This window comes from Parabacteroides sp. AF14-59, assembly GCF_003479515.1.
GTDB classification, from domain to species: domain Bacteria; phylum Bacteroidota; class Bacteroidia; order Bacteroidales; family Tannerellaceae; genus Parabacteroides; species Parabacteroides faecis.
In genome coordinates, this window is record NZ_QUHH01000005.1 from 204,267 (window position 1) to 230,475 (window position 26,209).

The 26,209-nt window shown below is 41.2% G+C and carries 22 protein-coding genes; 16 read left to right on the forward strand and 6 right to left on the reverse strand.

Translation table 11 applies throughout. From position 1 onward, the window contains the following. Positions 1–28: 28 nt before the first annotated feature. A complete protein-coding gene (locus tag DWW23_RS08020; protein ID WP_122352759.1) occupies positions 29–454 on the reverse strand; it encodes an acetolactate synthase in 426 nt (141 codons plus the stop codon). Positions 455–486: 32 nt separating this feature from the next. After that, entirely contained in the window at positions 487–1,788 is a 1,302-nt protein-coding gene (locus DWW23_RS08025; protein WP_122352760.1) for a phenylacetate--CoA ligase family protein, read from the reverse strand. A gap of 205 nt (positions 1,789–1,993) precedes the next feature. Here DWW23_RS08025 and DWW23_RS08030 point away from each other — a divergent pair, with 205 nt between their 5' ends. From DWW23_RS08030 to guaD, 3 genes are read left to right on the forward strand one after another with little or no spacing between them, the layout of a single operon-like run. Further along, positions 1,994–3,634 (forward strand): ATP-binding protein, encoded by a 1,641-nt coding sequence (locus DWW23_RS08030; RefSeq protein ID WP_122352761.1) that lies wholly within the window; start codon positions 1,994–1,996, stop codon positions 3,632–3,634. Between the two features lie 5 nt (positions 3,635–3,639). Beyond that, positions 3,640–4,194 carry a DJ-1 family glyoxalase III gene (locus tag DWW23_RS08035; protein ID WP_122352762.1) on the forward strand — a complete coding sequence of 185 codons (555 nt, stop codon included), beginning with the start codon at positions 3,640–3,642 and terminating at the stop codon, positions 4,192–4,194. A gap of 45 nt (positions 4,195–4,239) precedes the next feature. Next, on the forward strand, positions 4,240–5,580 hold the full coding sequence (gene guaD, locus DWW23_RS08040; RefSeq protein ID WP_122352763.1) for a guanine deaminase: 1,341 nt from the start codon (positions 4,240–4,242) through the stop codon (positions 5,578–5,580). Here the strand turns inward: guaD and DWW23_RS08045 are convergent. After that, the gene (locus DWW23_RS08045) at positions 5,545–6,519 is read right to left on the reverse strand and encodes a 4Fe-4S binding protein (protein WP_122352764.1); all 975 of its coding nucleotides are present in this window, start codon (positions 6,517–6,519) and stop codon (positions 5,545–5,547) included. The genes guaD and DWW23_RS08045 overlap by 36 nt on opposite strands. 601 nt (positions 6,520–7,120) lie before the next feature. Between DWW23_RS08045 and DWW23_RS08050 the strand changes: the two genes are divergently transcribed. Genes DWW23_RS08050 through DWW23_RS08060 form a run of 3 tightly spaced genes read left to right on the forward strand, consistent with a single transcriptional unit; the run spans position 7,121 to position 12,489 of the window. After that, entirely contained in the window at positions 7,121–10,246 is a 3,126-nt protein-coding gene (locus DWW23_RS08050; protein WP_122352864.1) for a TonB-dependent receptor, read from the forward strand. A gap of 13 nt (positions 10,247–10,259) precedes the next feature. Next, positions 10,260–11,984 carry a RagB/SusD family nutrient uptake outer membrane protein gene (locus tag DWW23_RS08055; RefSeq protein WP_122352765.1) on the forward strand — a complete coding sequence of 575 codons (1,725 nt, stop codon included), beginning with the start codon at positions 10,260–10,262 and terminating at the stop codon, positions 11,982–11,984. Between the two features lie 40 nt (positions 11,985–12,024). Next, entirely contained in the window at positions 12,025–12,489 is a 465-nt protein-coding gene (locus tag DWW23_RS08060) for a hypothetical protein (protein ID WP_122352865.1), read from the forward strand. Between the two features lie 95 nt (positions 12,490–12,584). Here the strand turns inward: DWW23_RS08060 and DWW23_RS08065 are convergent, their stop codons facing one another. Further along, positions 12,585–13,193, reverse strand: coding sequence for an HU family DNA-binding protein (locus DWW23_RS08065; RefSeq protein ID WP_122352766.1), 609 nt, complete (start codon positions 13,191–13,193; stop codon positions 12,585–12,587). A 319-nt stretch (positions 13,194–13,512) separates the two neighbouring features. Here DWW23_RS08065 and DWW23_RS08070 point away from each other — a divergent pair, with 319 nt between their 5' ends. After that, on the forward strand, positions 13,513–14,253 hold the full coding sequence (locus tag DWW23_RS08070) for a DUF5131 family protein (protein WP_122352767.1): 741 nt from the start codon (positions 13,513–13,515) through the stop codon (positions 14,251–14,253). A 13-nt stretch (positions 14,254–14,266) separates the two neighbouring features. Here the strand turns inward: DWW23_RS08070 and DWW23_RS08075 are convergent, their stop codons facing one another. After that, entirely contained in the window at positions 14,267–15,535 is a 1,269-nt protein-coding gene (locus DWW23_RS08075; protein ID WP_122352866.1) for a DUF5103 domain-containing protein, read from the reverse strand. Between the two features lie 132 nt (positions 15,536–15,667). Between DWW23_RS08075 and DWW23_RS08080 the strand changes: the two genes are divergently transcribed. The 6 genes from DWW23_RS08080 to nqrF are packed head-to-tail and all read left to right on the forward strand — an operon-like array spanning position 15,668 to position 21,523. Then, entirely contained in the window at positions 15,668–17,017 is a 1,350-nt protein-coding gene (locus tag DWW23_RS08080) for a Na(+)-translocating NADH-quinone reductase subunit A (RefSeq protein WP_122352768.1), read from the forward strand. A gap of 22 nt (positions 17,018–17,039) precedes the next feature. Next, complete coding sequence (locus DWW23_RS08085; RefSeq protein WP_122352769.1) at positions 17,040–18,242, forward strand: NADH:ubiquinone reductase (Na(+)-transporting) subunit B; 1,203 nt, start codon at positions 17,040–17,042, stop codon at positions 18,240–18,242. A 22-nt stretch (positions 18,243–18,264) separates the two neighbouring features. Further along, entirely contained in the window at positions 18,265–18,930 is a 666-nt protein-coding gene (gene nqrC / locus DWW23_RS08090) for an NADH:ubiquinone reductase (Na(+)-transporting) subunit C (RefSeq protein WP_122352770.1), read from the forward strand. 3 nt (positions 18,931–18,933) lie between these two features. Continuing rightward, positions 18,934–19,563 carry an NADH:ubiquinone reductase (Na(+)-transporting) subunit D gene (locus tag DWW23_RS08095; protein WP_122352771.1) on the forward strand — a complete coding sequence of 210 codons (630 nt, stop codon included), beginning with the start codon at positions 18,934–18,936 and terminating at the stop codon, positions 19,561–19,563. A gap of 25 nt (positions 19,564–19,588) precedes the next feature. Then, entirely contained in the window at positions 19,589–20,206 is a 618-nt protein-coding gene (nqrE, locus tag DWW23_RS08100; protein ID WP_122352772.1) for an NADH:ubiquinone reductase (Na(+)-transporting) subunit E, read from the forward strand. Between the two features lie 27 nt (positions 20,207–20,233). After that, positions 20,234–21,523, forward strand: coding sequence for an NADH:ubiquinone reductase (Na(+)-transporting) subunit F (gene nqrF, locus DWW23_RS08105; RefSeq protein ID WP_122352773.1), 1,290 nt, complete (start codon positions 20,234–20,236; stop codon positions 21,521–21,523). Between the two features lie 931 nt (positions 21,524–22,454). On the opposite strand, the gene DWW23_RS08120 is transcribed toward nqrF, so the two are convergent. Next, complete coding sequence (locus tag DWW23_RS08120) at positions 22,455–22,907, reverse strand: type I restriction enzyme HsdR N-terminal domain-containing protein (protein WP_122352776.1); 453 nt, start codon at positions 22,905–22,907, stop codon at positions 22,455–22,457. 58 nt (positions 22,908–22,965) lie between these two features. On the opposite strand from DWW23_RS08120, the gene DWW23_RS08125 reads away from it, so the two are divergent. From DWW23_RS08125 to DWW23_RS08135, 3 genes are all read left to right on the forward strand, one after another. Then, positions 22,966–23,742, forward strand: coding sequence for an AMP nucleosidase (locus tag DWW23_RS08125; protein ID WP_122352777.1), 777 nt, complete (start codon positions 22,966–22,968; stop codon positions 23,740–23,742). A 16-nt stretch (positions 23,743–23,758) separates the two neighbouring features. Continuing rightward, positions 23,759–24,781: a DNA polymerase III subunit delta gene (holA, locus tag DWW23_RS08130; protein WP_122352778.1), complete on the forward strand. Its 1,023-nt coding sequence runs from the start codon at positions 23,759–23,761 to the stop codon at positions 24,779–24,781. 915 nt (positions 24,782–25,696) lie between these two features. After that, a complete protein-coding gene (locus tag DWW23_RS08135; protein ID WP_183669933.1) occupies positions 25,697–26,146 on the forward strand; it encodes a helix-turn-helix domain-containing protein in 450 nt (149 codons plus the stop codon). The last annotated feature ends 63 nt before the right edge of the window (positions 26,147–26,209 follow it).

Genomic DNA, 26,209 nt, shown 5'->3' on the forward strand with positions numbered 1-26,209 from the left:
TGTATAGGCCTCTCCACGATAAATAATATTATAGTTTCATCAAGTCACTTTCGCAAATATATTCCAGATTCTGACGGCGGATCACTTCACGGGCTGCTTCCCGGTTATTTGTTCGCAGAATCAGGATGGATTTGTCGTTTATAGAGAAGCAATACATATATTCGATACTTAAACCGGCTTTTGTAAAGTGTGTCAGTGTCTCAGCAAAACTTCCGGCACAGGAGTTTGTGACAATTGCCAGTACATCTGTAAGATTTGCACTTACATTATTATTTTTCAGTATCTTATATGCTTTTTGCGGATCGCTTACAATAATGCGTAGAATACCATATTCAGACGTATCCGCAACTGTAGCAGCAATGATCCGTATCTTTTCTTCAGCGAGCAAAGCCAGGATTTCACTAAGTTTTCCGTATTTATTCTCCAGGAAAATAGAAATTTGATTTACTGTCATAGCTGTATCTTTTTATTTGTTGAACAATCGTTTTAACAGAACTTACGTAAGTCTTTTACCCTTACGGCCTTACCTTCCTGTGTCGGTAATGAGCCTTTGGCTACCAGCTTCAGACGGGGGGTCAATAGCAACTCATCTTTCAACTGTCTTGTGATATCTTTTGCAAGACGTTGAAGTACGCTGTAATCGTCTGTGAACAGGTCGCTTAATTCCACTTCGATCAACATTTCGTCGCTATTATTTACAGTCTCAAGGGTGATCAAGTAATTACTACCTAATTCTTTGAACTGCATCAATATCTTTTCGATCTGGATCGGGAAGAGGTTGACACCTTTCAGGATGATCATATCGTCGCTGCGTCCTTTGAAACGAGCCAGACGTTTATGAGTTCTTCCGCAGGCACATTCACCGGGTATAATGCAGGTCAGGTCACGGGTACGATAGCGCAGCAATGGCATGGCTTCACGATTGATCGTTGTCAATACCAGTTCGCCGACTTCTCCTTCGGGTACAGGTTGCAATGTCTGGGGATCGACTATTTCGACAATCGTATAATCTTCCCAAATGTGCAGACCATTTTGTTCCGTACATTCAAATGCAACTCCGGGACCATTCATTTCTGACATACCGAAACAGTTATATGCCTTTACGCCTAACAATTGTTCGATGCGTTTGCGCTGTTCTTCAGAGTGAGGTTCGGCACCGATGCAAACGGTATGTAGTTTGGTGTCTTTTCGCGGATCAAGCCCGATCTCATACATAACTTCAGCTAAACGGGTTGCATAGCTCGGTATAATATGCAGGCAGGTTGTTCCGAAGTCGGTAATGAATTTGATCTGTCGTTTCGAATTACCGGCAGCAGCGGGAACGGTCAATGCCCCAAGTCTTTCAGCACCGTATTGAAATCCCAGACCACCGGTGAACATACCGTATCCGGAAGTGTTCTGAAAAACATCCGTATCGCGTAAACCGACCATGTACATGCAGCGTGCTACCTGATTGGCCCATTGGTCCAGGTCTTTTGCCGAATGTAAAACAACGGTAGGATTACCGGTTGTACCGCTCGAGGAATGCACTCTTACACAATCCTTGAGGGGAATGGCTGCCATTCCAAACGGGTAATTATTACGCAAGTCATCTTTCGTTGTGAAAGGAATTTTTTGCAGGTCATCCAATGACTGGATACTGTCTGCCGTTATACCGTTGTCTTTGAGTACTTTACTGTAGAAAGGGGAGTGTCCGGCTAATTCTATTGTTTGTTTCAGTCGCTCTAACTGTAGTTTATTCAGTTCGTCACGACTCATCGTCTCAATATCTTTCTGCCAATACATCATAGCTTTTTCGTATTATATTGTGTTTAATTCATGAAATTAGACTGCAAATGTATCTTTTATTTTGGATTAGAGCAGCATTTTATATTAAAATTATAAGGATAGAGTAATTAAATAGATGTTTTTCAAGGATCATTGAAAAATATATTTACATTTGCTATTCGATACAATCAAATCAAATTTATACACAAGCCTTAAAATCTAAGAAATGGATGTATATGAAAATTTTTCAAGGGAAGAATTGATTCAACGAATAAAGGAACTCGAAACAAATCTATCTCAATCTGCAATGAATAATGCGGATATGGAAGAAATGAGTGAAAATCTTGCCAATCAGCGTAAGATTAATTTCCTGAATATATTAATGAATACAATTCTGTCGAATGTTTTTGTTGCGATTAGTGTAAAAGATATTTTCGATGGATTCAAATACATCTATTTTAACCAGGCAGCAGAGGATTTTACCGGGGTAAATGCTTCTGACGTGTTAGGTAAAACGGATTTTGAACTTTATCCGGACCCGCGGAGAGCCCATGAAATCAGGACGGAGGATTATTCCACGATAAAAAATGGAAGAACTCATAAGATAATGGTAGAATATGAGAAACCGAATGGCGACATCCGGATTGTAAATACAATTCGTTTGTTGATAACCAATCCGGACCCGGGGGCTTCTCCGTTGCTGTTAGTGATGTTATGGGACGTTACCGAACAACGCCAGAATGAACTCGACCTGATTAAAGCACGTGAAGCCGACAAAATGAAAAATGCTTTCATTGCTAATATGAGCCATGAGATACGTACCCCGTTGAATGCGATCGTTGGCTTCTCCAGATTGATCACAGAAACCGATAATGACAGTGAACAGCAGGAATATCTTACTATTATTGATAACAACAGCAGTCTGTTACTCCAGTTGATCAATGATATTCTGGATTTTGCGAAAATAGAATCAGGAACATTGAATTATAATATTTCGTATGTCGACCTGAAAGATATTTGCCATGAGGTATATGTATCCCAGTCGCTGAAGATGACTTCAGATGTCGCTCTGCTGTATAATGGAGATATGTTACCTTCGGTTCGGTTGCAGACTGATGCACAGCGTGTCGAACAGGTGCTTCTGAATCTTCTGTCGAATGCGATAAAATGTACGAATCAGGGTTTTATCTCATTGTCTTATAAATTGGAAGACGGCTTTGTACGTGTTTCTGTGACAGATACCGGAATAGGTATCGCCAGAGAAAAGCAAAATGCTATTTTTGACCGTTTTGTGAAACTGGATGAATTCAGGCAAGGAACAGGCTTGGGATTATCTATTTGTAAAATGATCATAGAAAAGTTAGGAGGAGAAATAGGAGTGGAATCAGAACAAGGGAAAGGTTCTTGTTTTTGGTTTACCCTGCCGTTGAGTGTTCCGTTGGTATTTCCGAATGAAGAAGATGATAATATATCCGATAATATTCCGGAAGCATTACCCGGGCAATATACACTGTTGGTTGCAGAAGATGTATTGGAAAATTACCTTTTGTTACAAGCCGTTTTAAAGCAACAATATCGTTTGATCTATGCTACGAATGGACGACAAGCTGTACAAATGTTTAAAAAGTATGAACCGGATTTGATTTTAATGGATATAAAAATGCCTGTCATGGATGGGTTTGCAGCGACTCGTGAGATCAGGGAACTATCTTCGGATGTCCCCGTAATGGCTCTTTCTGCTTTTGCCTATGATAAGGAAAAAGAGAAAGCGAAAGAATGTCATTTCAATGACTATCTTGTAAAACCGGTCGATATTCCATTATTGAAGTATAAGATCAAATATTATCTGAATAAAAATAAAAAATAAGCGTTATGAAAGAAGCATTTATATTCCTGGCAACAGGATTTGAAGAAATTGAGGCACTAGGCACAGCCGATATATTACGCAGAGGTGGTGTCAGGACTACTACTGTCTCTATCGATGGAAATATGCGAGTTATGGGAGCACATAATATTCCGGTAATTGCCGATTATGTGTTTGAAGATGCCGATTACAGTACGGCGGATGCCTTGATCCTTCCGGGGGGAATACCGGGAAGTAACCATCTGAATACTTGTACCCGATTGAAAGAATTGGTAATGGAGAAGTATAAAGAGGATAAAATACTGGCAGCAATATGTGCCGGTCCTATGGTTCTCGGGGGACTTGGGTTATTGAAAGGACGTAAAGCAACCTGTTTCCCTTATTTTGAACCGACAATGATCGGAGCAATCCCTACAGAGAACGGAGTGGAGCAAGATGGAAATATCATTACCTGCAAAGGTCCGGGATTTGTGTTTGATTTTGGTTTGACTATTCTCCGGGAGCTTCGTGACGAAGAAATTGCCCAGGAGGTTGCTGCAGCACTGTTGGTCAATTATAGGTGAATTTTCTTACCTTTGGTCTGTTGAACCAATAAATAAGGAAAGAGAATGAACGATCCGGTATATTTATATAGGGGAGAAGTCTTTTACTTTAAGGCTTCTCCTTTGGATACAGATGATTTTTATTGTTATTTTCCCGATGGACTTCTGGTAGTTTCTCAGGGAAAGATCATAGAGACTGGTACATATCAAGATATAAAAGACCGTTATCCGGAAACCTCTATTACGGATTATTCCGGTAAACTATTGATGCCGGGGCTGATTGATTCGCATGTCCATTATCCGCAGTCGGAAATGATTGGCATGTATGGCAGGCAGTTGCTCGACTGGCTGAACGAATATACTTATCCTACGGAAGAGGCTTTCAGCAATCCTGAATATGCAGAACGAGTCGCTCGTTTTTTTGTAAATGAACTTTTCCGCAATGGTACGACTACTTGTATGGCTTATGCTACTGTACATAAAGAGTCTGTCGATGCACTTTTTTCCGTGGCTTCCGGTTATAATATGCAAATGCTAACCGGTAAAGTATTGATGAACCGCAATGCACCTCAGGAATTGATGGATACGGAAGAAAGCGGAGAATCGGATAGCCGGAAACTAATCGAGGCCTGGCATAAGAGAGGACGTAATTTGTACGTGATCACTCCCCGTTTTTCTATTACTTCTACTCATGGTCAATTGATCAGTGCCGCCCGTTTACATGAAGAATATCCGGATACTTATGTCCAGACCCATCTTTCTGAAAATAAGAATGAGATAGATTCGACACTTTCTTTATCTCCGGAATGTACTGATTATTTAGAGGTGTATGAACGTGCCGGACTGGTAACCGAACGTACTGTGTTCGGTCATTGCATCCATCTTTCCGATTCGGAATGCCGGCGGATGGCTGAAGCCGGAGCGATAATAGCTCATTGTCCGACCTCAAACTTGTTTCTGGGAAGCGGTTTGTTTGATATGCAACAGGCTAACCGGATCAATATCCGGACAACATTGGCTACAGATGTAGGTGGCGGTACTTCTTTCTCCCTATTCCGCACTATGGGGGAAGCCTATAAAGTACAACAACTGAATGGTTATTCCATGCCCGTTTTCGAATCATTATATAAATGTACGCGCGGTACGGCTAAAGCATTGAAACTGGATGATAAGATCGGTAGTTTTGAGCAAGGAAGAGAGGCCGATTTTATTGTTGTAGACTATGCGGTTACACCTTCTCAGCAAATACGAAAAGAATATCTGGAACGTAATGGCAAGTGGGACCTGGAAAACAAACTGTTCGGTATCCAGACTTTGGGAGATGACCGCAATATTCTGGCCACTTATGTGGCGGGAAATAGGGTTTACCTGTCAGATTCGGGCAATCATCAGGAAACAGGTATGTAAAACAACTGTAATGACAATCCAGAGGCGTTCGGCTGTAGCCGGACGCAATCTTAAAAAACGATATTCCAACCCACCGTGCTTACAGGCTGAAAGACAATCGCCGCAATAAGTACAGGTGTAGCCTATCTTTCCCTTTTCGATATTTTCTTTATGTAATGCATCATATTTACAGGCTTTCAGGCAAGCCATGCAATGTGTACAGTTCATATTGAGCCTGACCCGGAAAGGAGAGAGCTTCTTCATAAAAGAAACCAATGTTCCTATCGGACAATAGCTGCTGCAATGGATCATTTTTTTCTTCTTCCGTGAAAGTGTCAGCATGATTCCCAATCCGATGATCCCGACAATCAGTCCGGCAATCGTAGCCAGCCATCCAGTTGCCCCGAATAACCGTAATGCAATAGCCCCTGCTATTACTATAAAAAATACACTGTAGCGCAATTGCTTATGATAATGGAAAACATTCTTTTCTGTCTTCCCTTTTGCGTTCCACGCATCAAATGCCCCGAAATAACAAAGCTGGCTGCACCAGGCTGGTCCCGAAAGCAGCAATGTACTCAGGAAAAGTATAGGCATAAACAAACCTTCCAACCGGAAAAGCGGACCGGCCAGTATAATTGCCGGGACGGGTAAATGCAGCTTTCCGGTCATCAGGAAGACGGAATCGACAGTTATGCCTAAGAGTAACTGACCGAAAAAAACAATGGAAAAAAGTAACCAGGCCCGGAGTCGCCATTTGGGACGTTCTTTCCGGTCCTGCATTTTATAACTGAGCAGTGCCCCGTAAATGACAGCAATGCCGACCTGTATCCATCCTGCGGATGGCACAAATCTATCCAATAGCAGTAATGGTTTGTTTGGAACGACCTGAACAATCGTCAATATAACAGCAATTAGTATTGCCGTTATAGCTGAAATATAGAGAAACTGTTTATTCATCTCTTAACGTACTTTGTAGCAGTGCTGGTCTGAAAATTATTATTTGTCGTTGATCAAATAATCGTTTCCATAATATTGAGTTATGTATTACTATTTCCACAAAGATACTTTTTTATCCTCTAAATACATATTGTAAGAATGTAATAATAGATAAGTAGATTCTGAATTATGAATGACTGTATCAGAAAATCATCATTTATGTAACTTGTTCTATTCTAAATTATTGATTGTAAGAGTCTTTGAATATTAATATGACTAGAAAAAACGATCGTTTATTTTAGTCTACAAAACTAGACTATTTTTCTTATATAAACAAATTTTATGAATATTATTTAGGGCTTATATTTCATACTTTAAGGTTGAATATATCTAAAAACATCTTATAAGGCCAGAATGACTAGAAAAAACGATCGTTTTTTCTAGTCATTCTGATTTTATACACAATGTTCAAAAAGCATTGGTGAGAGTTTACAAAATATTATTAATCACGTTAATACGCAAGAAAAATCATGGAGAAAGAACAAAAAACAAAGAGTGAATGTAACCTTATTCTAAGTGAATAGAGATGAGTTTTACGGTGTTTAACAGAAAAATTAAAAGTATGACAAACAGAATTAACCTATTTCGGGGTCTGATAAAGCCTCATGAAATGAATTATCTGAAAGTAGGAGGAGTCAGTGCCCTGCTATTATGTATGTCGCCGCAATTCATCATGGCTGAAGCCAATGACAATGCAGCTGTAACTATCACCCAACAAAAAGAACATCTTGTAACAGGTACGATTACAGATGATGTGGGTGAACCTCTTATCGGAGTGAATGTGAAGATCAAAGATTCTACAGTTGGGACAATAACCGATGCCGATGGTAAATTTACTATTAATGCCCCTGTGGGCAGTCAATTGGAAATTTCCTACATAGGCTATAAAACCCAAATAGTCACTGTAGGAGAAGCACCGGTCAAACTGAAATTGAAAGAAGACTCACAGGCATTGGATGAAGTGATTGTCGTTGGTTATGGTACGACCTCTACCCGCAAAATGGTAGGAGCTGTTACAGCTATGAAGACAGATAAAATCGACCAGTTACCTTTCACTAATACAGCTTCAGCATTGCAGGGGCGTACGCCTGGTGTGATCGTTCAGCAGGGAGGAGCCGAACCCGGATCTACTCCGACTATTTCTATCCGTGGCGGTGGCACGCCTCTCTATGTTATTGACGGTGTAATACGTGAAGCACAGGATTTTAACAGTTTAAACTCTTCTGATATTGAAAAGATCAGTATATTGAAAGATGCTAGTGCAACAGCTGTATATGGGGCCCGTGCCGGTAATGGTATCATCATGGTACAAACTAAAAGAGGTAAAGAAGGACAAACTAAGATCGAATATACGGGAGGTATAGACTTCAGTTCACCTACCGTTTTGCCGTCGAGGGTAAATACAGCGGAATATACAGGGGCTACCAACCAGGCTGCGGCTTACGATGGCATTGATCCGGTATATCCGGCAGATGTTATTGCGACCCTACCGGATACCGATTGGCAAAAACTGGCATTGAAAAACAATGCGATCCAGCAACGTCATACCTTATCCTTCTCTGGAGTGAAGAATGGCGTCAACTATTATACGGCTATGGGTATCCTGGATCAGGGTTCCTTGTTCAGAGAAAGTCATAATGATACTTATACCCGCTATAATCTGCGCAGTAACGTATCGACGACATTCGATCCGATCGGGTTGGAGGTTGGAGTGAATATCGATGGTGCCTGGGAAAGAAAGCATCCGACCATCAAAGGAAGTTATGCTGTATGGCGTGATATCAATGCGGCAAAACCGACTATTGAGGCTTACAATCCTGATGGTACTTTAAGTGCTTTGTCATTACATCCGCTGGCTTACCTCGATAAACGTTCGGGTTACAATAATAATGATGATAAATATGCAAACGTACAAGTTTATGCCAATTGGGCGGTTCCGTTCGTAAAAGGATTAAAGGCCGGATTCATTGGTAACTTCCGTATATCGGATTATAACTCGAAATCGTTCAATGCCAATGCACCCCAATATACCAGTGACGGAACGCTGGTCCCTAAAGATTTCCGCTCGCTTCAGATGTCTAATTCATGGGGATGGCGTAACTCGTTTGATGTGAATGTGCAATACGGTAAAACATTCGGTAAACATAACTTTGAGGTACAGGGTGTTTATTCTTTCCAGCAAACATTCGATGAGAACTTCTGGGGATACCGTGAAGGCTTTATTTCTTCTGACTTTGACCAGTTATTCGCCGGTGATGCCTCTACCCAGCAAAACTCAGGCTTTGCAGAAAAGAGTGCCCGTGTCGGTTATGTTGGCCGTGTGAAATATGATTATGCGGGTAAATACCTGTTTGAAGGTAATTTCCGTGTAGACGGTTCCGACAATTTCGCCAAAGGTTCCCGTTACGGATTTTTCCCGTCAGCCGCATTGGCCTGGGTTGTTTCAGAAGAAGGGTTTATGAAGGAACTGAATGAGAGGAATATACTTAATTTCTTTAAGATCAGGGCTTCTTTTGGTCAGGTAGGTTTGGAAGGACTGGAAGGATTGTCCGGTGACGATTACCGGAACATGCGTTTCAGGTATGTTCCTGCTTATAGTTTTAACTCAAAAGGATATGTTGTCGATGGTAAGTTTGTCTCCAGTTTCTCGGAAGGACCGTTGGTTTCAAACGATTTAAGTTGGTATACTAAAGATGTGTGGGATATTGGTGTCGACTTGTCTACCTTGCAGAATCGGCTGTCGGCTTCATTCGACTATTTCTACTATCGTACCAAGGGATATCTGATCTCTCCTCAGAACAGATATACAACACCTCTGGGTAAAGACTTGCCGCAGGTAAAATCGGAAAGCGTGCATCGCCGTGCCGGTTTTGAGTTGAATTTGCGCTGGAAAGATTCCTATAATGATTTCCATTATGAAGTCGGCTTCAATGTCACCGGTTACAATGAGTTATGGGAAAAGAAAGAAGACGAGTCTTTATCCAGTCTGATGAACCCTAAAAAGCGTGTGACTCATATAAAGAACTTTTATGGTACGGCTTATCAGAGTAACGGATTGTATCAGAGCGGAGAACAAATCCTGAACAGCCCTCGTCGTGAAGCCTCCAACGAACTGAAACCTGGAGATATAGCTTATCAGGATATCAATGGTGACGGTAAAATAGATGGTGAAGATCAGGTACGTATCGGTAAGCCGACCTTCCCGGCAGTAAGCTACGGTATTGATTTTAGTCTGGATTATAAAGGTTTCTTTGTCAACGGTTTATTCCAGGGAACAGGAGAACGTTACCGTGCTCTGGATGAATTTATGAGGGGAACCTATGCGGAGGCTTTAACGTATAAATTCCAGCTCGATTACTGGCGTCCCGATAATACAGATGCAATGTTTCCGCGTTTGTCAACTATGACAGGTCTGAACGGAAATAACAATTATGGAGTAAGTTCTGACTTCTGGTACCATAATGCGGCTTATTTCCGCCTGAAAAGCTTGCAGGTCGGATACGACTTCAAAAAGGTTATCTTGAAAGATTATAAGCTGATATCTTCTTTGCGGCTGTCTTTATTGGGAACGAATATATTCACCATCTCAGATGTGAAAGACTTCTATGACCCGGAACTGAATGCTAATAACGGGTATGCATACCCGACACAAAAGACTTATTCTATTGTATTAAATGTCGGATTCTAAAAAGTACAGAAATATGAAACGAGATAAAATTTATAAATTATTCATCTGCATTACGGCATTGACAGGAATGACTTCCTGTAATGACTATCTGGATAATCTCCCTTTGGATAAGTTTCCTGAAGAAACTGTTTGGAGCGAACCTGCGTCGGCACAGCTATTTGTCAACGGGACTTATTATATTATCAATGATTTTCTGGTGGGGAACGATGACTGGAGCGATAATACGGTCATCAATGCAGAGAAAGCGGATGCCCTGATTCGGGAACAGATAACCGAAGACAATGATTACGGCTGGTATAAATATGGCGATATCCGCCGTTGTAACATTATCCTTGAAAAAGTGGCAGCCGCTACCAACTTCACACAGGCTGATCAGGACCTGTTGATGGGAGAAGGGTATTTCCTCCGCGCCTCGGTTTATTTCAATATGGCCCGTAAATTTGGCCGGTTGATGATCGTGGATAAGGTGCTGACGCCCGATGATGATATGGAGTTATCGAGAACTAAAACTATCAAGGAAACCTACGATTTCATTCTCAAAGACCTGGATGAAGCGGCCAAACGCCTTCCTGTAGATGTGAAATCCGGACGTATCAGCCGTGGAGCGGCTTATGCGCTGAAAGCTGAAGTCTGTCTGCAAGGAGCTGCTTATATGGATAATGCCTCAGAAAAGAAAGATTACTATACACAAGCCAAACAGGCAAGCGAAGAATTGTTCAATTTGAATAAGTATTCGCTCGATTCTGACTTTAAGGGGTTGTTTAACGACTATTCGGTCGGAACAAATTCCAGCGAAATAATTCTCGGAGTATATAAGATTTCCGAGAATACAACATTTCAGGGTACCTGGATGCAGGAATTGGTTCCTAATATGAATATGGATAAGGCGATCGACGGTGTATGGGAAAAATGGCCGTTGGATGCCAATATGGAAGGTTGGATGGAACGGACTCCTTCCCAGGAAGTGACCGATGCCTTCCTGGTGATCGACAAGGATGGAAAAGCCAAACGTTGGGATGAAGCATCTTATTATACGGAAGATTTCAAACAAGGAAAACTGTGGGTGCGTGATGCCCTTTACGGACATCGTGACAAACGTTTCGATGCGACTATCGTCTATGATTCCTGTCATTATTTCACTTCGATTGTTTCTACCCGCCTGAAAGGAAATATTCATTATCTGTCTAATAAGGAACAGACACGCCATGTATCGAAGAGCGGATATATCTATCGCAAAAACGTTTATGAAAGTAAATGGGTATGGTATTCCGACCCGACCGACTATCATTATGTAGTACTCCGCCTGGGGCGTTCTTACCTGAATTATGCAGAAGCTATGCTTCGTTTAGGTGACAAGAATACGGCGATCGAATATATAAACAAGACGAGAAGTGTTCACGGTGGCTTACCTGAATTACCGGCAGGCACCAGCCTGGAAGATACCTGGAAATATTACAAGATAGAACGCCGTGTCGAACTGGTACAGGAAAACGATCGTTACTGGTCTCTACTTCGCTGGGGAAAAGAAGAGGGACTCGATGTGATCCCCGAATTAAATTCAACTCCGACCGCTATTACGATTTCTGAAGACGGTAGGTCTTTCTCCATTGGAACTGTCCAGGCTGTTGAAGCTGCCAATGCGCGTGTCTTTACTAAGCGCCGATATCTGCTTCCTGTTCCGAGAAGTGAACGCAATGAGAATCCGAATCTGGCTAACGACCAGAATCCCGGGTGGTAACAACAAAATAGTATGAACAATAACTATAAATAGAATGAATATGAAATATCTGAAATATATATTGCTGTTCTTCGTTTGCTTGTCATTCTCTTCCTGCCTGACATCAGGTTTGGAAGATCTGCCCAGCTATGAAGATGCTGACGTTAAAGCGTTTACTTTTGAATATCGCTGGATGATCAAAGAGGGCGAAAGTGAGAAACTGAGAGTCCAGAAAATGGATACGGATGTAAAGATCGACGTAGACAATATGACTGTTACCTGTACTATTACGGTACCGGCTGTGAACGGAGCTTTTACCCGGGAAGTACGCGATAAAGTAGCATTGAGCAATCTGAATGCATATTGCACGATCTCTACTGCGGCTACAATTACACCTGTCGGCGATACTCCTGTATTAGGTAAAATAGGGGATTTCTCCAAAAGTGATATGCAATATGAAGTTGTTGCAGCCGATGGAAAGACGAAGAAGATTTGGAAACTTATTATTGGTGGTTTTAATAAGTAGGCGTTTGGTAAACAATGAAAGTGGCCGTCCAAAAGTGATTTTGGCGGCCACTGTTGTTTTATATCCATCCGGGTGGCGGAGTCTTCTCCGGAAAATTAAACCTGTCCGGCTTTTGACAGAGTATAGACGACGACTTTCCGGTATCCCTGTTGGGTTATTTTCTTTTCTGCGAGAAGTTCCTTGATATCCTTCAATGCCAGATAACGCGTACACTCGTTTATCCCCATACAATCGGAGCTCATAATAGTTTCTTGTTTTTCAAGGTATTGCATGATCCTTGCCTTTCGTTCCTTACTGCTGTATTTTACAGGTTTCGATGATCCCGGCTTTCTTTCCACTTTCATACAGCAAAGGCGGTCTGTTATTTCTTTCGAACAACGGAAGTTTACCGACTTGAAACTGATGTCTTCGGCACGCACTTGCCGGGGATTTGTTATTTTAGGACATTTCAGTGAGATGGAAAAATGCCCGAGACCTTCCAGTTCGACTTCATCGCCGTCTTCCAAATATGATACGAGCACATCTGCAAAAGCCTGCAATAGTCCTTTCACATCTCCCGGGCTAAAAGATGTGCATTCGGATATCTCTCGTGTAATCCGGTCGATCCGTATCGTTCTTCCCGGAATGATGCGGGCATGAAGAATATCACTTTCTTTCTCTCCTTTATGCGGAGGATTTTTGAAAAGTCCGTACTGTGCAGTCATAATACCAGTGTTTTTTAATTATAAGGTTACTACTTTCAAATTCAAACGTCCGTATCTTCTATATTTTTGACCCAGGTCGCAAACGTTTACTACCTTGGTCAAAAACGTTTAGTACCTAGGTCGAAAACGTTTGTCACCCAGGTCGAAAATACAAGAGTAAAGGAACAAATATATTGAAAGATAGGAGGAAAAACAAGGAAAGAAGGGAGAGATATATCAGAAGTTCACCGGATTATTTCTTTCCTGTAGGTAAAAGGAATAAAATTATTGTACTTTCGTGCTGATTTTACTGAAGTTCTACCGCTATAAAAAGAATAGAATGGGGCAAAAAGCATCTATATGGAATCCCTGGCATGGCTGTCATAAGTTAAGTGAGGGATGCCGGCATTGCTATGTTTATCGTACGGACGGTAAATATGGCAAAGACAGTTCTGTTGTTGCAAAAACGGAAAAGTTTGATCTGCCTTTGCAGCTGAAAAAGAATAAGACTTATAAAATACCTTCGGGAAACCTTGTTTATACCTGCTTTACTTCCGACTTCCTGGTTGAAGATGCGGATGAATGGCGTGCCGAAGCATGGAAAATGATACGGACGCGGCAGGATCTTGATTTTCTGTTCATTACCAAACGGATCGACCGGTTGCATGAATGTCTTCCGGCTGACTGGGGAGATGGATATGATCATGTAACCATCTGTTGCACAATGGAAAATCAGGACCGGATAGATTATCGCCTGCCTATCTATAAAGCTGCTCCGATAAAGCATAAAATTATTATTTGCGAACCGCTTCTCGGACCGATAGACTTCAGAGGTGAACTGGGCGATTGGGTGGAACAGGTGGTAGCCGGAGGGGAATCCGGCAAGGAGGCCCGTAGATGCAATTATGACTGGGTGCTGGATATCCGTCGGCAATGCATGGAGGCGGATGTCGGTTTCTGGTTTAAGCAAACCGGTTCTTATCTGCTGAAAGAAGGTTGCGAATATAAAATTGCCCGTCAGTTTCAACACTCACAGGCAAGGAAAGCTGGGATAAATTATGAACGGAAGAAGAATCTATAAAACGCAATGCAGGTTAAAATACCTGCATTGCGTTCTTAACGCTTGTGACTCCGATTAATCGGTCGTATTGTATGCCCATCGGGCGGTAATAGACGTAAATGGTATATTCGTTTTCTGCCTGATAATAATTGCCTTCTATCGGACCAGTTTCTCCGACCGTGTTACCGTTGGGTACAAACAGATATTGATAATTATAACTTCCTTGTTTTAAAAGCACTGCTTTTTCATACTGGTGAGTTTCAAAATTGTAACCCATCTTGCTCTTTTCATCGAGTACATTGTGGAAGAGTTCGCCGTTCAGATAAACATTGCCGTCAAGTAACGGGTCGCAGGCCAAAGCGAAATGAACAATGCAGTAATCCGCCTCCGTATCCGGATCGTTGCAGCTGCTGCAACGAATAAAGAAACGGCCGTCCTGATCCTGATCGTACTGATAGGTCTGGTCGCTGCGTTTATGGTCGGTCATTAGTTCCACATTATAATAAGGATTGTGGTACGAAATATTTTCTATGTGCATTCCATTATATTTGGTACTCAGGAATTCCATACGGCGGTATTCATTTCCGGCCGAGAAGATCAGACTACGGTTGTTTGTGTAGCCGATCTGATTCTCAAGAATGGTTGTCGGTTGAAGTCCTGATACGGCATTATCGCGTCGGTTATCCTGATAGACATGTATTTTCAGGTCTGTTTGCGGATAAGGTATCGGAAAGTTTTTATTATTGATCGTGAAACTAACCTGCTGGTGAGTCTGGTTTGTATCGATGTCCGTATTTCCGCTAACGGAAGCAGAAATGCCGACCATCGGCTCCACAACAGAGAAGCAGGCGGTAAGAACTATCTGGTCAGGAATGTCTTCATTATAAATCTGTACGGCATAATTTCCCGAAACTTTGAATTGTATGTCTTCATTCGGCAACAGCAGATTGTAGTTTGTGTACTGTGTTGTGGTGTTAATGGAATTCGCGAAGTCATCTATCGTTAATCCTTGAAAACCACTCATATATTGAATGGGAGAGAGGATAGACTTCTGCCAGTTTGCATCACAATGGATGATGGAATAAGAATAGCGGACGCCGCCTTGTTCCAACGCATCGAAGTTGATCTGGATCTGTTGATCGCCGTTCAACTCGATATAAGGCTCGGAAATAAACTCTCCGGCCACCTTCACCTGAAGGGTTTTTATCAGCTTGCTGTTAACGTCGGTAAAGTACGTTTGCTGAGCATTGGCCGGCATTATAGCGGCACAAAACAACAAAAATAGTAAACAATGTACTCTCATTTTCATGTATCTTTCTTTGACGGTACAAAATTATGGAATTATTTCTCTAATTATTTCTTTAATCCTGCTTTAAAGCATAAAAATTTATGTACTTTTGCGGGAAAATTACATATAAACAATTTTAGTTGTATCATGGCAAATGTGATTAAGATTAAAAAGGGTTTAGACATTAATCTGAAGGGTAAAGCTTCGGACGTACTGTTAAACACCGGGAAAAGCGACAGTTATGCTATCGTCCCCGATTATTATAACGGTATTACCCCCAAAGTTGTTGCCAAAGTAGGAGAAAAAGTCAAAGCCGGTTCTGTATTGATGATCGATAAGAACCGCCCGGAGATCAAGTTCGTTTCACCCGTTAGCGGTGAAGTAACTGCCGTAAACCGAGGAGAGAAGCGTAAAGTGCTTAGCATCGTTGTTAAGCCGGACACGCAGATCGAGTATGAGGATTTCGGTAAGAAAAATGTGTCTTCGCTGAAGAGTGAAGAGATAAAGGAAGCCCTGCTCAATGGTGGTATGTGGCCTTTTATCAAACAGCGTCCGTACGACATCGTAGCAACGCCGACAGATGAACCGCGTGACATTTTTGTGTCAGCATTCTATTCTGCACCGTTAGCTCCGAATTTCGATTTCATCCTGAAAGGACAGGAAGCTGATTTCCAGACCGGGTTGGATGCACTGGCAAAACTTACGAAAGGTAAAGTTTATGTCGGCGTCAGAAAAGGTTCTTCCGTGAATGTGAAGGGAGTTGAAACCGTTGAGTTTGAAGGACCGCATCCTGCAGGTAATGTGGGTGTGCAGATCAACCATATCAAACCGGTTAACAAACTGGAAGTTGTTTGGGTGGTAAATCCGGCAGACGTGATCGTTATCGGTCGTCTGTTCAATAAAGGTGTCGCTGATTTCAGTCGCCTGGTAGCCATCACGGGTTCAGAAACAACAGAAAGAGGATATATCAAAACAATTTCAGGTTGTACGATCAACAGCTTGGTTGCCGGAAAGATACTGGAAGGCAAGGAAGATCTTCGTATCATCAGCGGCAATGTACTGACCGGAACGAAAGTTCGTAAAGATGATTATCTGGGTGCTTATGACAATCAGATCACTGTGATTCCGGAAGGAGACAAAACGTATGATTTCTTCGGCTGGGCGACTCCGGGATTCGGAAAATACAGCGTAAGCCACTCTTTCTTTACCTGGTTGGCTCCGAAGAGCAAAGAATATGTAATCGATGCACGTATCAAAGGAGGTAAACGTGCCATGATCATGTCGAACGAATACGAAAAAGTATTCCCGATGAGCATCTATCCCGAATACCTGCTGAAAGCCATTATCGCTTTCGATATCGATAAAATGGAAAATCTGGGTATCTATGAAGTTGCTCCGGAAGATTTTGCACTTTGCGAATTTGTTGACACTTCCAAGATCGAGATCCAAAAGATCGTACGTCAGGGATTGGATCTGTTATACAAGGAAATGAATTAATAACATAAAAAATTAGAATACATTGAAAGCGTTAAGGAATTACCTCGACAAGATTAAGCCTAACTTTGAGGAAGGCGGAAAGCTGGCGATGTTCCGTTCTGTATTCGAAGGTGTTGAAACATTCTTATTTGTTCCGAGCACCACTTCGAAATCAGGCGTGCATATTCACGACTATATCGATTCTAAGCGTACCATGACAGTGGTTATTATCGCTTTGTTGCCTGCTTTGCTTTTTGGTATGTACAATGTCGGCTATCAACACAATCTGGCTGTTGGTGCTGATCCCGGATTTTTGATGACCTTCATCTTCGGTTTCCTGGCTGTACTGCCTAAAATTATTGTTTCGTATGTAGTAGGTCTGGGTATCGAATTTGCTGTTGCCCAGGTGAAGAAAGAAGAAATTCAGGAAGGTTTCCTGGTTTCCGGTATATTGATCCCGATGATCGTTCCTATCGATACTCCGCTGTGGATGATCGCTGTAGCTACTGCTTTTGCAGTCGTTTTTGCCAAGGAAGTATTCGGTGGTACAGGTTATAACGTATTTAACGTAGCATTGGTAACACGTGCATTCCTGTTCTTTGCTTATCCGGCTGCCATGTCTGGCGATCAGGTATTCGTTCGCACAGCCGATACATTCGGACTGGGTGCAGGAACAGTAGTAGATGGTTTCTCCGGAGCTACTCCGCTGGGACAGGTTGCTATTGCCGGTAAAGATATGATCGGTTCATTCCAGACAGTCGACGTTCTGGGTAACCCGATGACTACCTGGGATATGTTCCTGGGATTGATTCCGGGTTCAATCGGTGAAACATCCGTATTGGCTATCCTGATCGGTGCTGTTATCCTTCTGTATACTCAGATCGCAAGCTGGAAGACCATGCTGTCTGTATTTGTAGGTGGTGCTTTAATGGCAGCTATCTTCAATATGATCGGCACAACGGTGGCTATGTGTGTATCTCCGATCGATCATTTGTTCCTGGGTGGTTTTGCTTTTGGTGCCGTATTTATGGCAACCGACCCTGTGACATCTGCACGTACTGAAACAGGTAAATATATCTATGGCTTCCTGGTAGGAGCAATGGCTATCATTATCCGTGCATTGAACCCGGGTTATCCTGAAGGTATGATGCTTGCTATCCTGTTAATGAATGTATTTGCTCCGCTGATCGACTACTATGTGGTAGAAAGCAACATCACACGTCGTTTGAAAAGAGCAGTGAAGTAACATTATAATAAGAAGTAGAATTATGAATAGAGATAGTAATGTATATACCGTAGTATACGCTTCTGTAATGGTTCTTCTGGTTGCTGTTGTGTTAGCTTTCACTTCGCAGTCGCTGAGAAGTTTCCAGAAAAAGAATGAAGATAACGACAAGAGACAACAGATCCTACGTTCAATCAACGTTGCTGTTCAAGCTAATGAAGCTGAAGCAAAATACAACGAATTGATCAAAGAATCTTTCCTTGTGAATGAAAATGGAGAAAAGGTAGAAGGTGACGCATTTACTGCAACACCTGAACAACATCCGGTATTCGTAGCCAGTGTAGATGGTAAAAACAAATACATCATGGCTTTGTCAGGTGCTGGTTTGTGGGGACCTCTGTGGGGATATCTTTCCGTTGATGATGACAAAAATACAATTTTTGGTGCAGACTTCAGCCATGCCGGTGAAACTCCGGGTCTGGGTGCTGAAATTGCAAAACCTGCTTTCAGTAATGAATTTAAGGGTAAGAAATTGTTTGTAAACGGCGAATTCAAATCCGTAGCGATTGTTAAGCCGGGTAAGAGTGTTGCCGGTCAGGATTATGTAGACGGTATTTCCGGTGGTACAATTACCAGCCAGGGGGTAGATCACATGTTATTTAATAGCCTGAACGGTTATGTTAAGTTTTTAACCTCACAAAATCAGTAAGAGATGGGATTAATGTCAAGTAAAAATAAAGAAGTACTGTTAGGCCCGTTGAGTACAAACAACCCTGTCATCGTACAGATGTTGGGTATTTGCTCTGCACTGGCTGTAACATCCAAGCTTGAGCCGTCTATCGTAATGGGAATTTCCGTAACGGCTGTTGTGGCTTTTGCTAACGTGATTATTTCGTTACTGCGTAATACAATTCCTAACCGTATCCGTATTATCGTACAGTTGGTAGTTGTTGCCGCATTGGTAACTATTGTAAGTGAAGTATTGAAAGCATTTGCCTATGACGTAAATAAGCAGCTTTCTGTGTTCGTTGGTCTGATCATTACCAACTGTATCCTGATGGGACGTCTGGAGGCGTTCGCTCTGGGTAACGGTCCGTGGGAATCTTTCCTGGACGGTATCGGTAATGGTCTGGGATATGGTTTGATTCTGGTGATCGTAGGTTTCTTCCGTGAATTGCTGGGTTCTGGCACATTACTTGGATTCCAGGTGATTCCGCAGGCATTCTACGACTTCGGCTATGTAAACAACGGTTTGATGATTCTGCCTCCGATGGCATTGATCGTGATTGCCGTGATTATATGGGTTCACCGTTCTAAGAACAAAGAGCTTCAAGAAAATTAATACAAACTATTAAACGAATAATAGAATGGAAGAATATTTAAGCACGTTTGTCCGCTCGATCTTCGTAGACAACATGATTTTCGCATACTATCTGGGTATGTGTTCTTTCCTGGCTGTTTCCAAGAACGTAAAGACTGCTTTAGGATTGGGTATGGCTGTAACGTTCATCCTGGTATGTACGTTGCCGATCAACTATATGCTCGAAAATTATATATTGAAAGAAGGCGCCATGAGCTGGTTAGGCGCTGAATATGCAGGTGTAAACCTGAGTTTCCTTTCTCTGATCATCTTCATCGCCATCATTGCTTCATTTACGCAGTTGGTTGAAATGATCGTAGAAAAATTTGCTCCGGCACTGTATGCATCTCTGGGTATCTTTTTGCCGCTTATCGCTGTGAACTGTGCGATCCTGGGTGGTTCTCTGTTTATGCAACAAAAGGCATTTCCTAATGTAGGAGTTGCTACTGTATACGGCTTAGGTTCTGGTATCGGTTGGATGCTGGCTATCGTTGGTATGGCTGCTATCCGTGAAAAACTGGCTTATTCGGATATACCGAAGCCTTTGAAAGGTCTGGGTATTACCTTTATCATTACCGGTCTGATGGGTATGGCATTTATGTGCTTCTCAGGACTTAAGATCTAAGTATTAACGCATTAAACAAGAATAAAGATGATTATATTAATGTCGGGCGGACTTACCATTGCAGTCGGAGCAGTCGTTTTCCTTGTGATTACACTGATCCTTGTAGGTGCGCTTTTATTTGCGAAAGCAAAATTAATACCATCGGGCAATGTGAGGATGGTTGTTAACGGAGAAAAGGAATACGATGTTCCCATTGGTGGAACAGTATTGAATACGCTTCAGAGTGAAGGTATTTTCCTGTCGTCTGCTTGTGGTGGTAGCGGTAGCTGTGGACAGTGCCGTTGTCAGGTGCCGGAAGGTGGCGGAAACATTCTTCCTACGGAAGTTGGTTTCTTCTCTCGTAAACAAATTAAAGATCATTGGAGACTGGGTTGCCAGACCAAGATAAAAGAAGATATCAAGATCAAAGTTCCTGATGAAGTGTTCGGTGTAAAAGAATGGGAATGCGAAGTGATCAGCAACAAGAACGTGGCTACCTTTATCAAAGAATTTATCGTTGCGCTGCCTAAGGGTGAACACATGGACTTCGTTCCGGGTTCTTATGCACAGATCAAGATCCCTGCATACACTATGGATTATGACAAGGATATCGATAAAGACCTGATCGGTGAAGGTTATCTGCCGGCATGGAAGAACTTCGGTTTGTTCAGTCTGAAATGTCAGAACACTGAACCGACTATCCGTGCTTACTCAATGGCCAACTATCCTGCAGAAGGAGACCGTATCATGTTGACTGTACGTATCGCAACTCCTCCTTTCAAACCGAAAGAACAGGGTCCGGGATTCCAGGATGTGATGCCGGGTATCGCTTCTTCTTATATCTTTACCCTGAAACCGGGTGATAAGGTAATCATGAGCGGTCCTTACGGTGATTTCCATCCGATCTTCGACTCTAAGAGAGAAATGATGTGGGTCGGCGGTGGTGCCGGTATGGCTCCGTTGCGTGCTCAGATCATGCACATGACTAAGACATTGAAGACAACAGATCGTAAGATGACTTATTTCTATGGTGCTCGTGCATTGAATGAAGTATTCTATCTGGAAGACTTCCTCGCAATAGAAAAAGAATTCCCGAATTTTGAATTCCGTCTGGCACTTGACCGTCCGGATCCTGCAGCTGATGCAGCCGGCGTGAAGTATACCCCGGGTTTTGTACACCAGGTAATTTACGATACTTATCTGAAGGATCACGAAGCTCCGGAAGATATCGAATATTACATGTGTGGTCCGGGCCCGATGTCGAAAGCAGTAGAAAATATGCTTGACAATCTGGGTGTACCTCGTGAAATGTTACATTTCGATGACTTCGGTGCATAAAATGGAGTGATCCATATTCAGATCCAAATAACGAAAGGGAAGAAAAATTGAATTTTTCTTCCCTTTTTCTTTTCTGTTTTATTTATAAAAAGCCGTATAAGATATATAAGTATAATTTATTATATGCTCTTAAATCCTGAATTTCAAGTAAATTTCTAAAGAAAAATACATAAAATGTACTTTTCATGTAATATCATGCAGCATTTTTCGTTCTTATTACATCTTAGCTAATAGAGACATAAAAATTGAGCAAGATTATGAAGCCGTTGATTTTATCTTTTTTCGCAGTTATACTAGGTTATTCTCTTCTTTTTAATGAAAAAGAAGAAATCAGTCAGCCGATTCATGTGATTGATAATTCTGTGTATATCCATAAATCCGATACACCGAGGGTCGATTCTGTTGCCATTTATTATAACAGAACAGCATCTGTTTTATAAAAAATACTCCAAATAGCAATATTTATTCTGTAAATGTTTGTTTATTAAATAAATATTGCTATGTTTGTTCCGTATAATTATGAATATGCGGAAATGCTACACCAGTTTATTACTATATATACTTCTGAATTTTTGATGACAATGCTCTTTGGAGTGTTGTTTTTTATGTGTCTGCCTGTTTTTTTCATAGAAGTAAGCAAGTCTTTTATTATAAATAATGTAACCCGATTAATTCCGGTTATCTCTGATTCTGTTTTTGCGGGGGAACAGGATAGAATAACTGAATCCAAGAAGGGTTTCATGCATCATACGATCCCGGATAAATCACAGATAAGGAATAACCGTCACCGGTTGGGCTGACGAACCCTTATCCGGCAACTAAGCGTTGAAGGATAAGGGGAGAGGCTTTGTGTAAAAAATCTAATACTTATTATCTGTACTGTTTTCAGATAAATAAGAACGAAGTTGTTGTCTTTTCTTATCGGTTTTATCTACTCCAGCACATTATATTCCGGGATTCCTTCCAAAAAAGAATAAGTCAGATTTTCATAGTCTATTTTGCAGCAGAAATGGCTGATGCCGTTGCTGACGGCGAGATAACGAACGTGTAATACCATGTTATAGCGTACTATCTGGTCAAATACCGAGCTTGTGATCTCGATGTGGGGAGCTTTATATTCTACGATCATTAAAGGGGTTAAAAAGCGGTTATACGCAACCGTGTCGCATCGTTTGGAGGTGCCGTTCAGTTTTAAAGGAACTTCATTTGCCAGAAGTTCTTTAGGGTATCCTTTATTCGTGATCAGATAATTCACAAAATGTTGGCGAACCCATTCTTCAGGAGTCAGGGCAACAAATTTGCGGCGTACCGGATCGAATATGATGTGCTTCCCATCTTTTTCCTTTACTTTCGCAGCGAATGTTGGTAAGTTTAATGACAGCATTTATTATATTTGTCGTTTATATTATACACTATAATTGTACCCTCAAAGGTAATGATTTATGAAAACAAAACAAGAAATCGTTGAAAATTGGCTGCCTCGTTATACCGATCGCAAGTTGGAAGATTTTGATAAGTATATATTACTCACGAACTTTACCAAATACGTCGAGCTGTTTGCTGAAAAATTTAATGTTCCGATACTCGGACTGAAAAGTTCCATGCCGAACGCTTCGGCAGAAGGCATCACCATCATCAACTTCGGTATGGGAAGTGCAAATGCTGCAACGATCATGGATTTGTTGTCGGCTGTCAGTCCGACCGCCGTCCTGTTTCTAGGTAAATGCGGCGGATTAAAGAAAGCCAATAATCTGGGCGATTATGTTTTGCCGATTGCTGCAATCCGTGGTGAAGGAACTTCTAACGAATATCTGCCTGCCGAAGTTCCGTCTCTCCCGGCATTTTCGATGTTGCGCGCTATTTCTTCTGCCGTTCGTGACCAGGGAAAAGATTATTGGACCGGAACGATTTATACTACGAACCGCCGTGTTTGGGAGTATGATACATCTTTCAAGGAGTATCTGAAACGCACTCATGCTACCGGTATCGATATGGAAACCGCGACGTTGCTTACTGCGGGCTTTGCCAATAAAATTCCAACAGGAGCCTTGCTGATGATCTCGGATAAGCCTTTGGAAGAAGATGGAGTTAAAACAGAAGCGAGTGACCGGGTGGTTACCCGTAACTTTGCTCCGGAGCATGTAAAACTGGGGATCGAAGCCCTTCGTCAAATTATAGACGATAAAAAAACAGTTCGCCATATCCGGTTCAGTTGGTAATAATTAAAGCTATATTATGGCAAAAAAAGAAAATACGTTTGAGGAAATATGCCGGGATATCGTAGCAAAGAAATTTCAACCCGTTTATATTTTAATGGGCGAAGAGCCCTTTTTCATGGACAAGATAACCGATCTGCTTATTGAGAACGTGCTGTCAGAATCCGAACGGGATTTTAACCAGATGATCATGTATGGTGCAGATACGGATGCAGCCATGATCATCAATGCAGCCTGGCGGTTCCCAATGATGTCTGAATATCAACTGGTCGTGGTACGTGAGGCCCAACTGGTCCGTGACATAGAATTGTTGACCAATTATGTCAAGAATCCGCTTAAATCGACAGTGCTGGTTGTCAATTACAAGTATAAGAATCTGGATAGAAGGAAGTCTTTGGCTGCAGCTACTGAAAAAACAGGCGTTCTGTTCGAATCGAAAAAGATTCCGGATTATAAAATGCCGGGGTTTATCGTTTCGTTCATGCAACAGCGTTCTATCGGGATCGATCCAAAGGCCGCTCAGATGCTCTCAGACTTCCTGGGAAACGATTTAAGCCGTCTTAGTAAGGAATTGGACAAGTTGACATTGATCTTGCCTGAAAAAGCCCCAAAACGCGTCACACCGGAATTGATAGAACAGAATATCGGAATAAGTAAAGAATACAATAACTTCGAATTGATAAAAGCCATTGCGGTAAAGGATGTATTAAAAGCAAACCGGATCATTCAGTATTTTGAAAAGAATCCGAAAAGTAACCCGATACAGATGACCCTTCCTGTAATTTTTAATTATTTCTCAAACCTGCTGATCTGCTATTATACAAAGGACAGGTCGGAGACTGGATTAATGACGGCATTAGGTTTAAGAGGAACTTTTCAGGTAAAAGATTATATGACCGGACTAAGAAACTATCCGGCCATGAAAGTTTTTAATCTGATCAGTGATATCCGGACAACTGATGCGCGGTCAAAAGGAGTAGACAATTCTTCTGTATCGGATGCAGATTTACTCAAAGAATTATTATATAAAATACTTCATTAAAAATTGGATCAGTAGTGAAAACTGCATGTGTGATAAATCTAAATTATCGACATATGCAGTTTTTTTATGAAACTACCGGTTGGAGCTCTTTCAATCGTTTTTTTACTCTTCTTTTTCTAGAACAGTCTAAATGCAGAACGACAAAAAAGTAGGTGTTCGTTTTGTTTTTCAATGATTAAGACTATATTTTACCCCTCTGAGAATTCAATATTTATTTCCGCCCGTATAGTTGTTTACAAATATCACTGAAAAATCAGGTTTTAGAGTCTTGGATACAAAAGTATATCAGATAATAGAAGACCAGGAATACAAAATAGGACATATTGGCAGTAGCTCTTTTCAATTAAAGAAGGCTAGTTTACAAAAGTGTGATTTAAAATGAATGTTACTTTTGTAATCGGATACACTTGTGTACTGACGAATCAGAACAAATGTCACTTTTGTAAAGACGTCATCCGTGATACAAAAGTAACAATATACATTACTAATATAAATCAATAAAAATAGGTTTAAATACTGTTATTGTAAATGTATATGATAAAAGATCAAAAACCAGCACATTATCTAAATATATTAATTGTATACATTAATTTTCTCCTATTATTCCGTATATAAATGTGAAATATGCTTGAATCTATGCAAATAATAATAGCCTAATGTATTATGTAACAGATATTTATTATATAAAATCGTTAACACTACTTTAAGCCTGTTTTATGGTCCTGGATATCGGTTTACAAAAGTGTTCTACACAAAAGTGCAACGACGGTTACAAATGTTTTGGTTTATTGTTATAACTATAAATTGCACAATTGGAAATAATGATTTATCTTTGTGCCTGTATTTATTTTTGTATCATATGCTTGTAAACAGTCATATTGGCAGTGATTTTTGATATATAAATCGTATTTTAGTATGAAAGATCGTATTTTAGCAGTAATGGAACATGAAGGACTGACTCCTTCTAAATTTGCTGAAGCAATCGGTATCCAGCGTTCGGCTATGTCGCATATTATATCCGGCAGGAATAATCCCAGCCTGGATGTGCTGATAAAAATTCTGGAACGATTCACATATGTAGATTCCGACTGGCTTTTATTCGGTAAAGGCAATATGATGCGCGAACATGTGTTAACTGAACCCAATTTGTTTACAAATACAACGATAAATCCGCCCAACCTATCGGATTCTCCCGAATATCGCAAGGAAATTAGGGTTGAGACACCTGTAAACACACCTAAACAGCCTGTAATTGAACAAATTGTGCTTCCGGAACAACCTGTCAGAAATGTGAGCAAAATAATGATATTTTATTCTGATAATACATTTGAGACTTTTACGTCTGAAAAAAACAAGAAAGACTAGGCCAACATTGTTATATACATCTTATTCATGTATCTTTGTATAGAAATTGAGTAATCATATTAT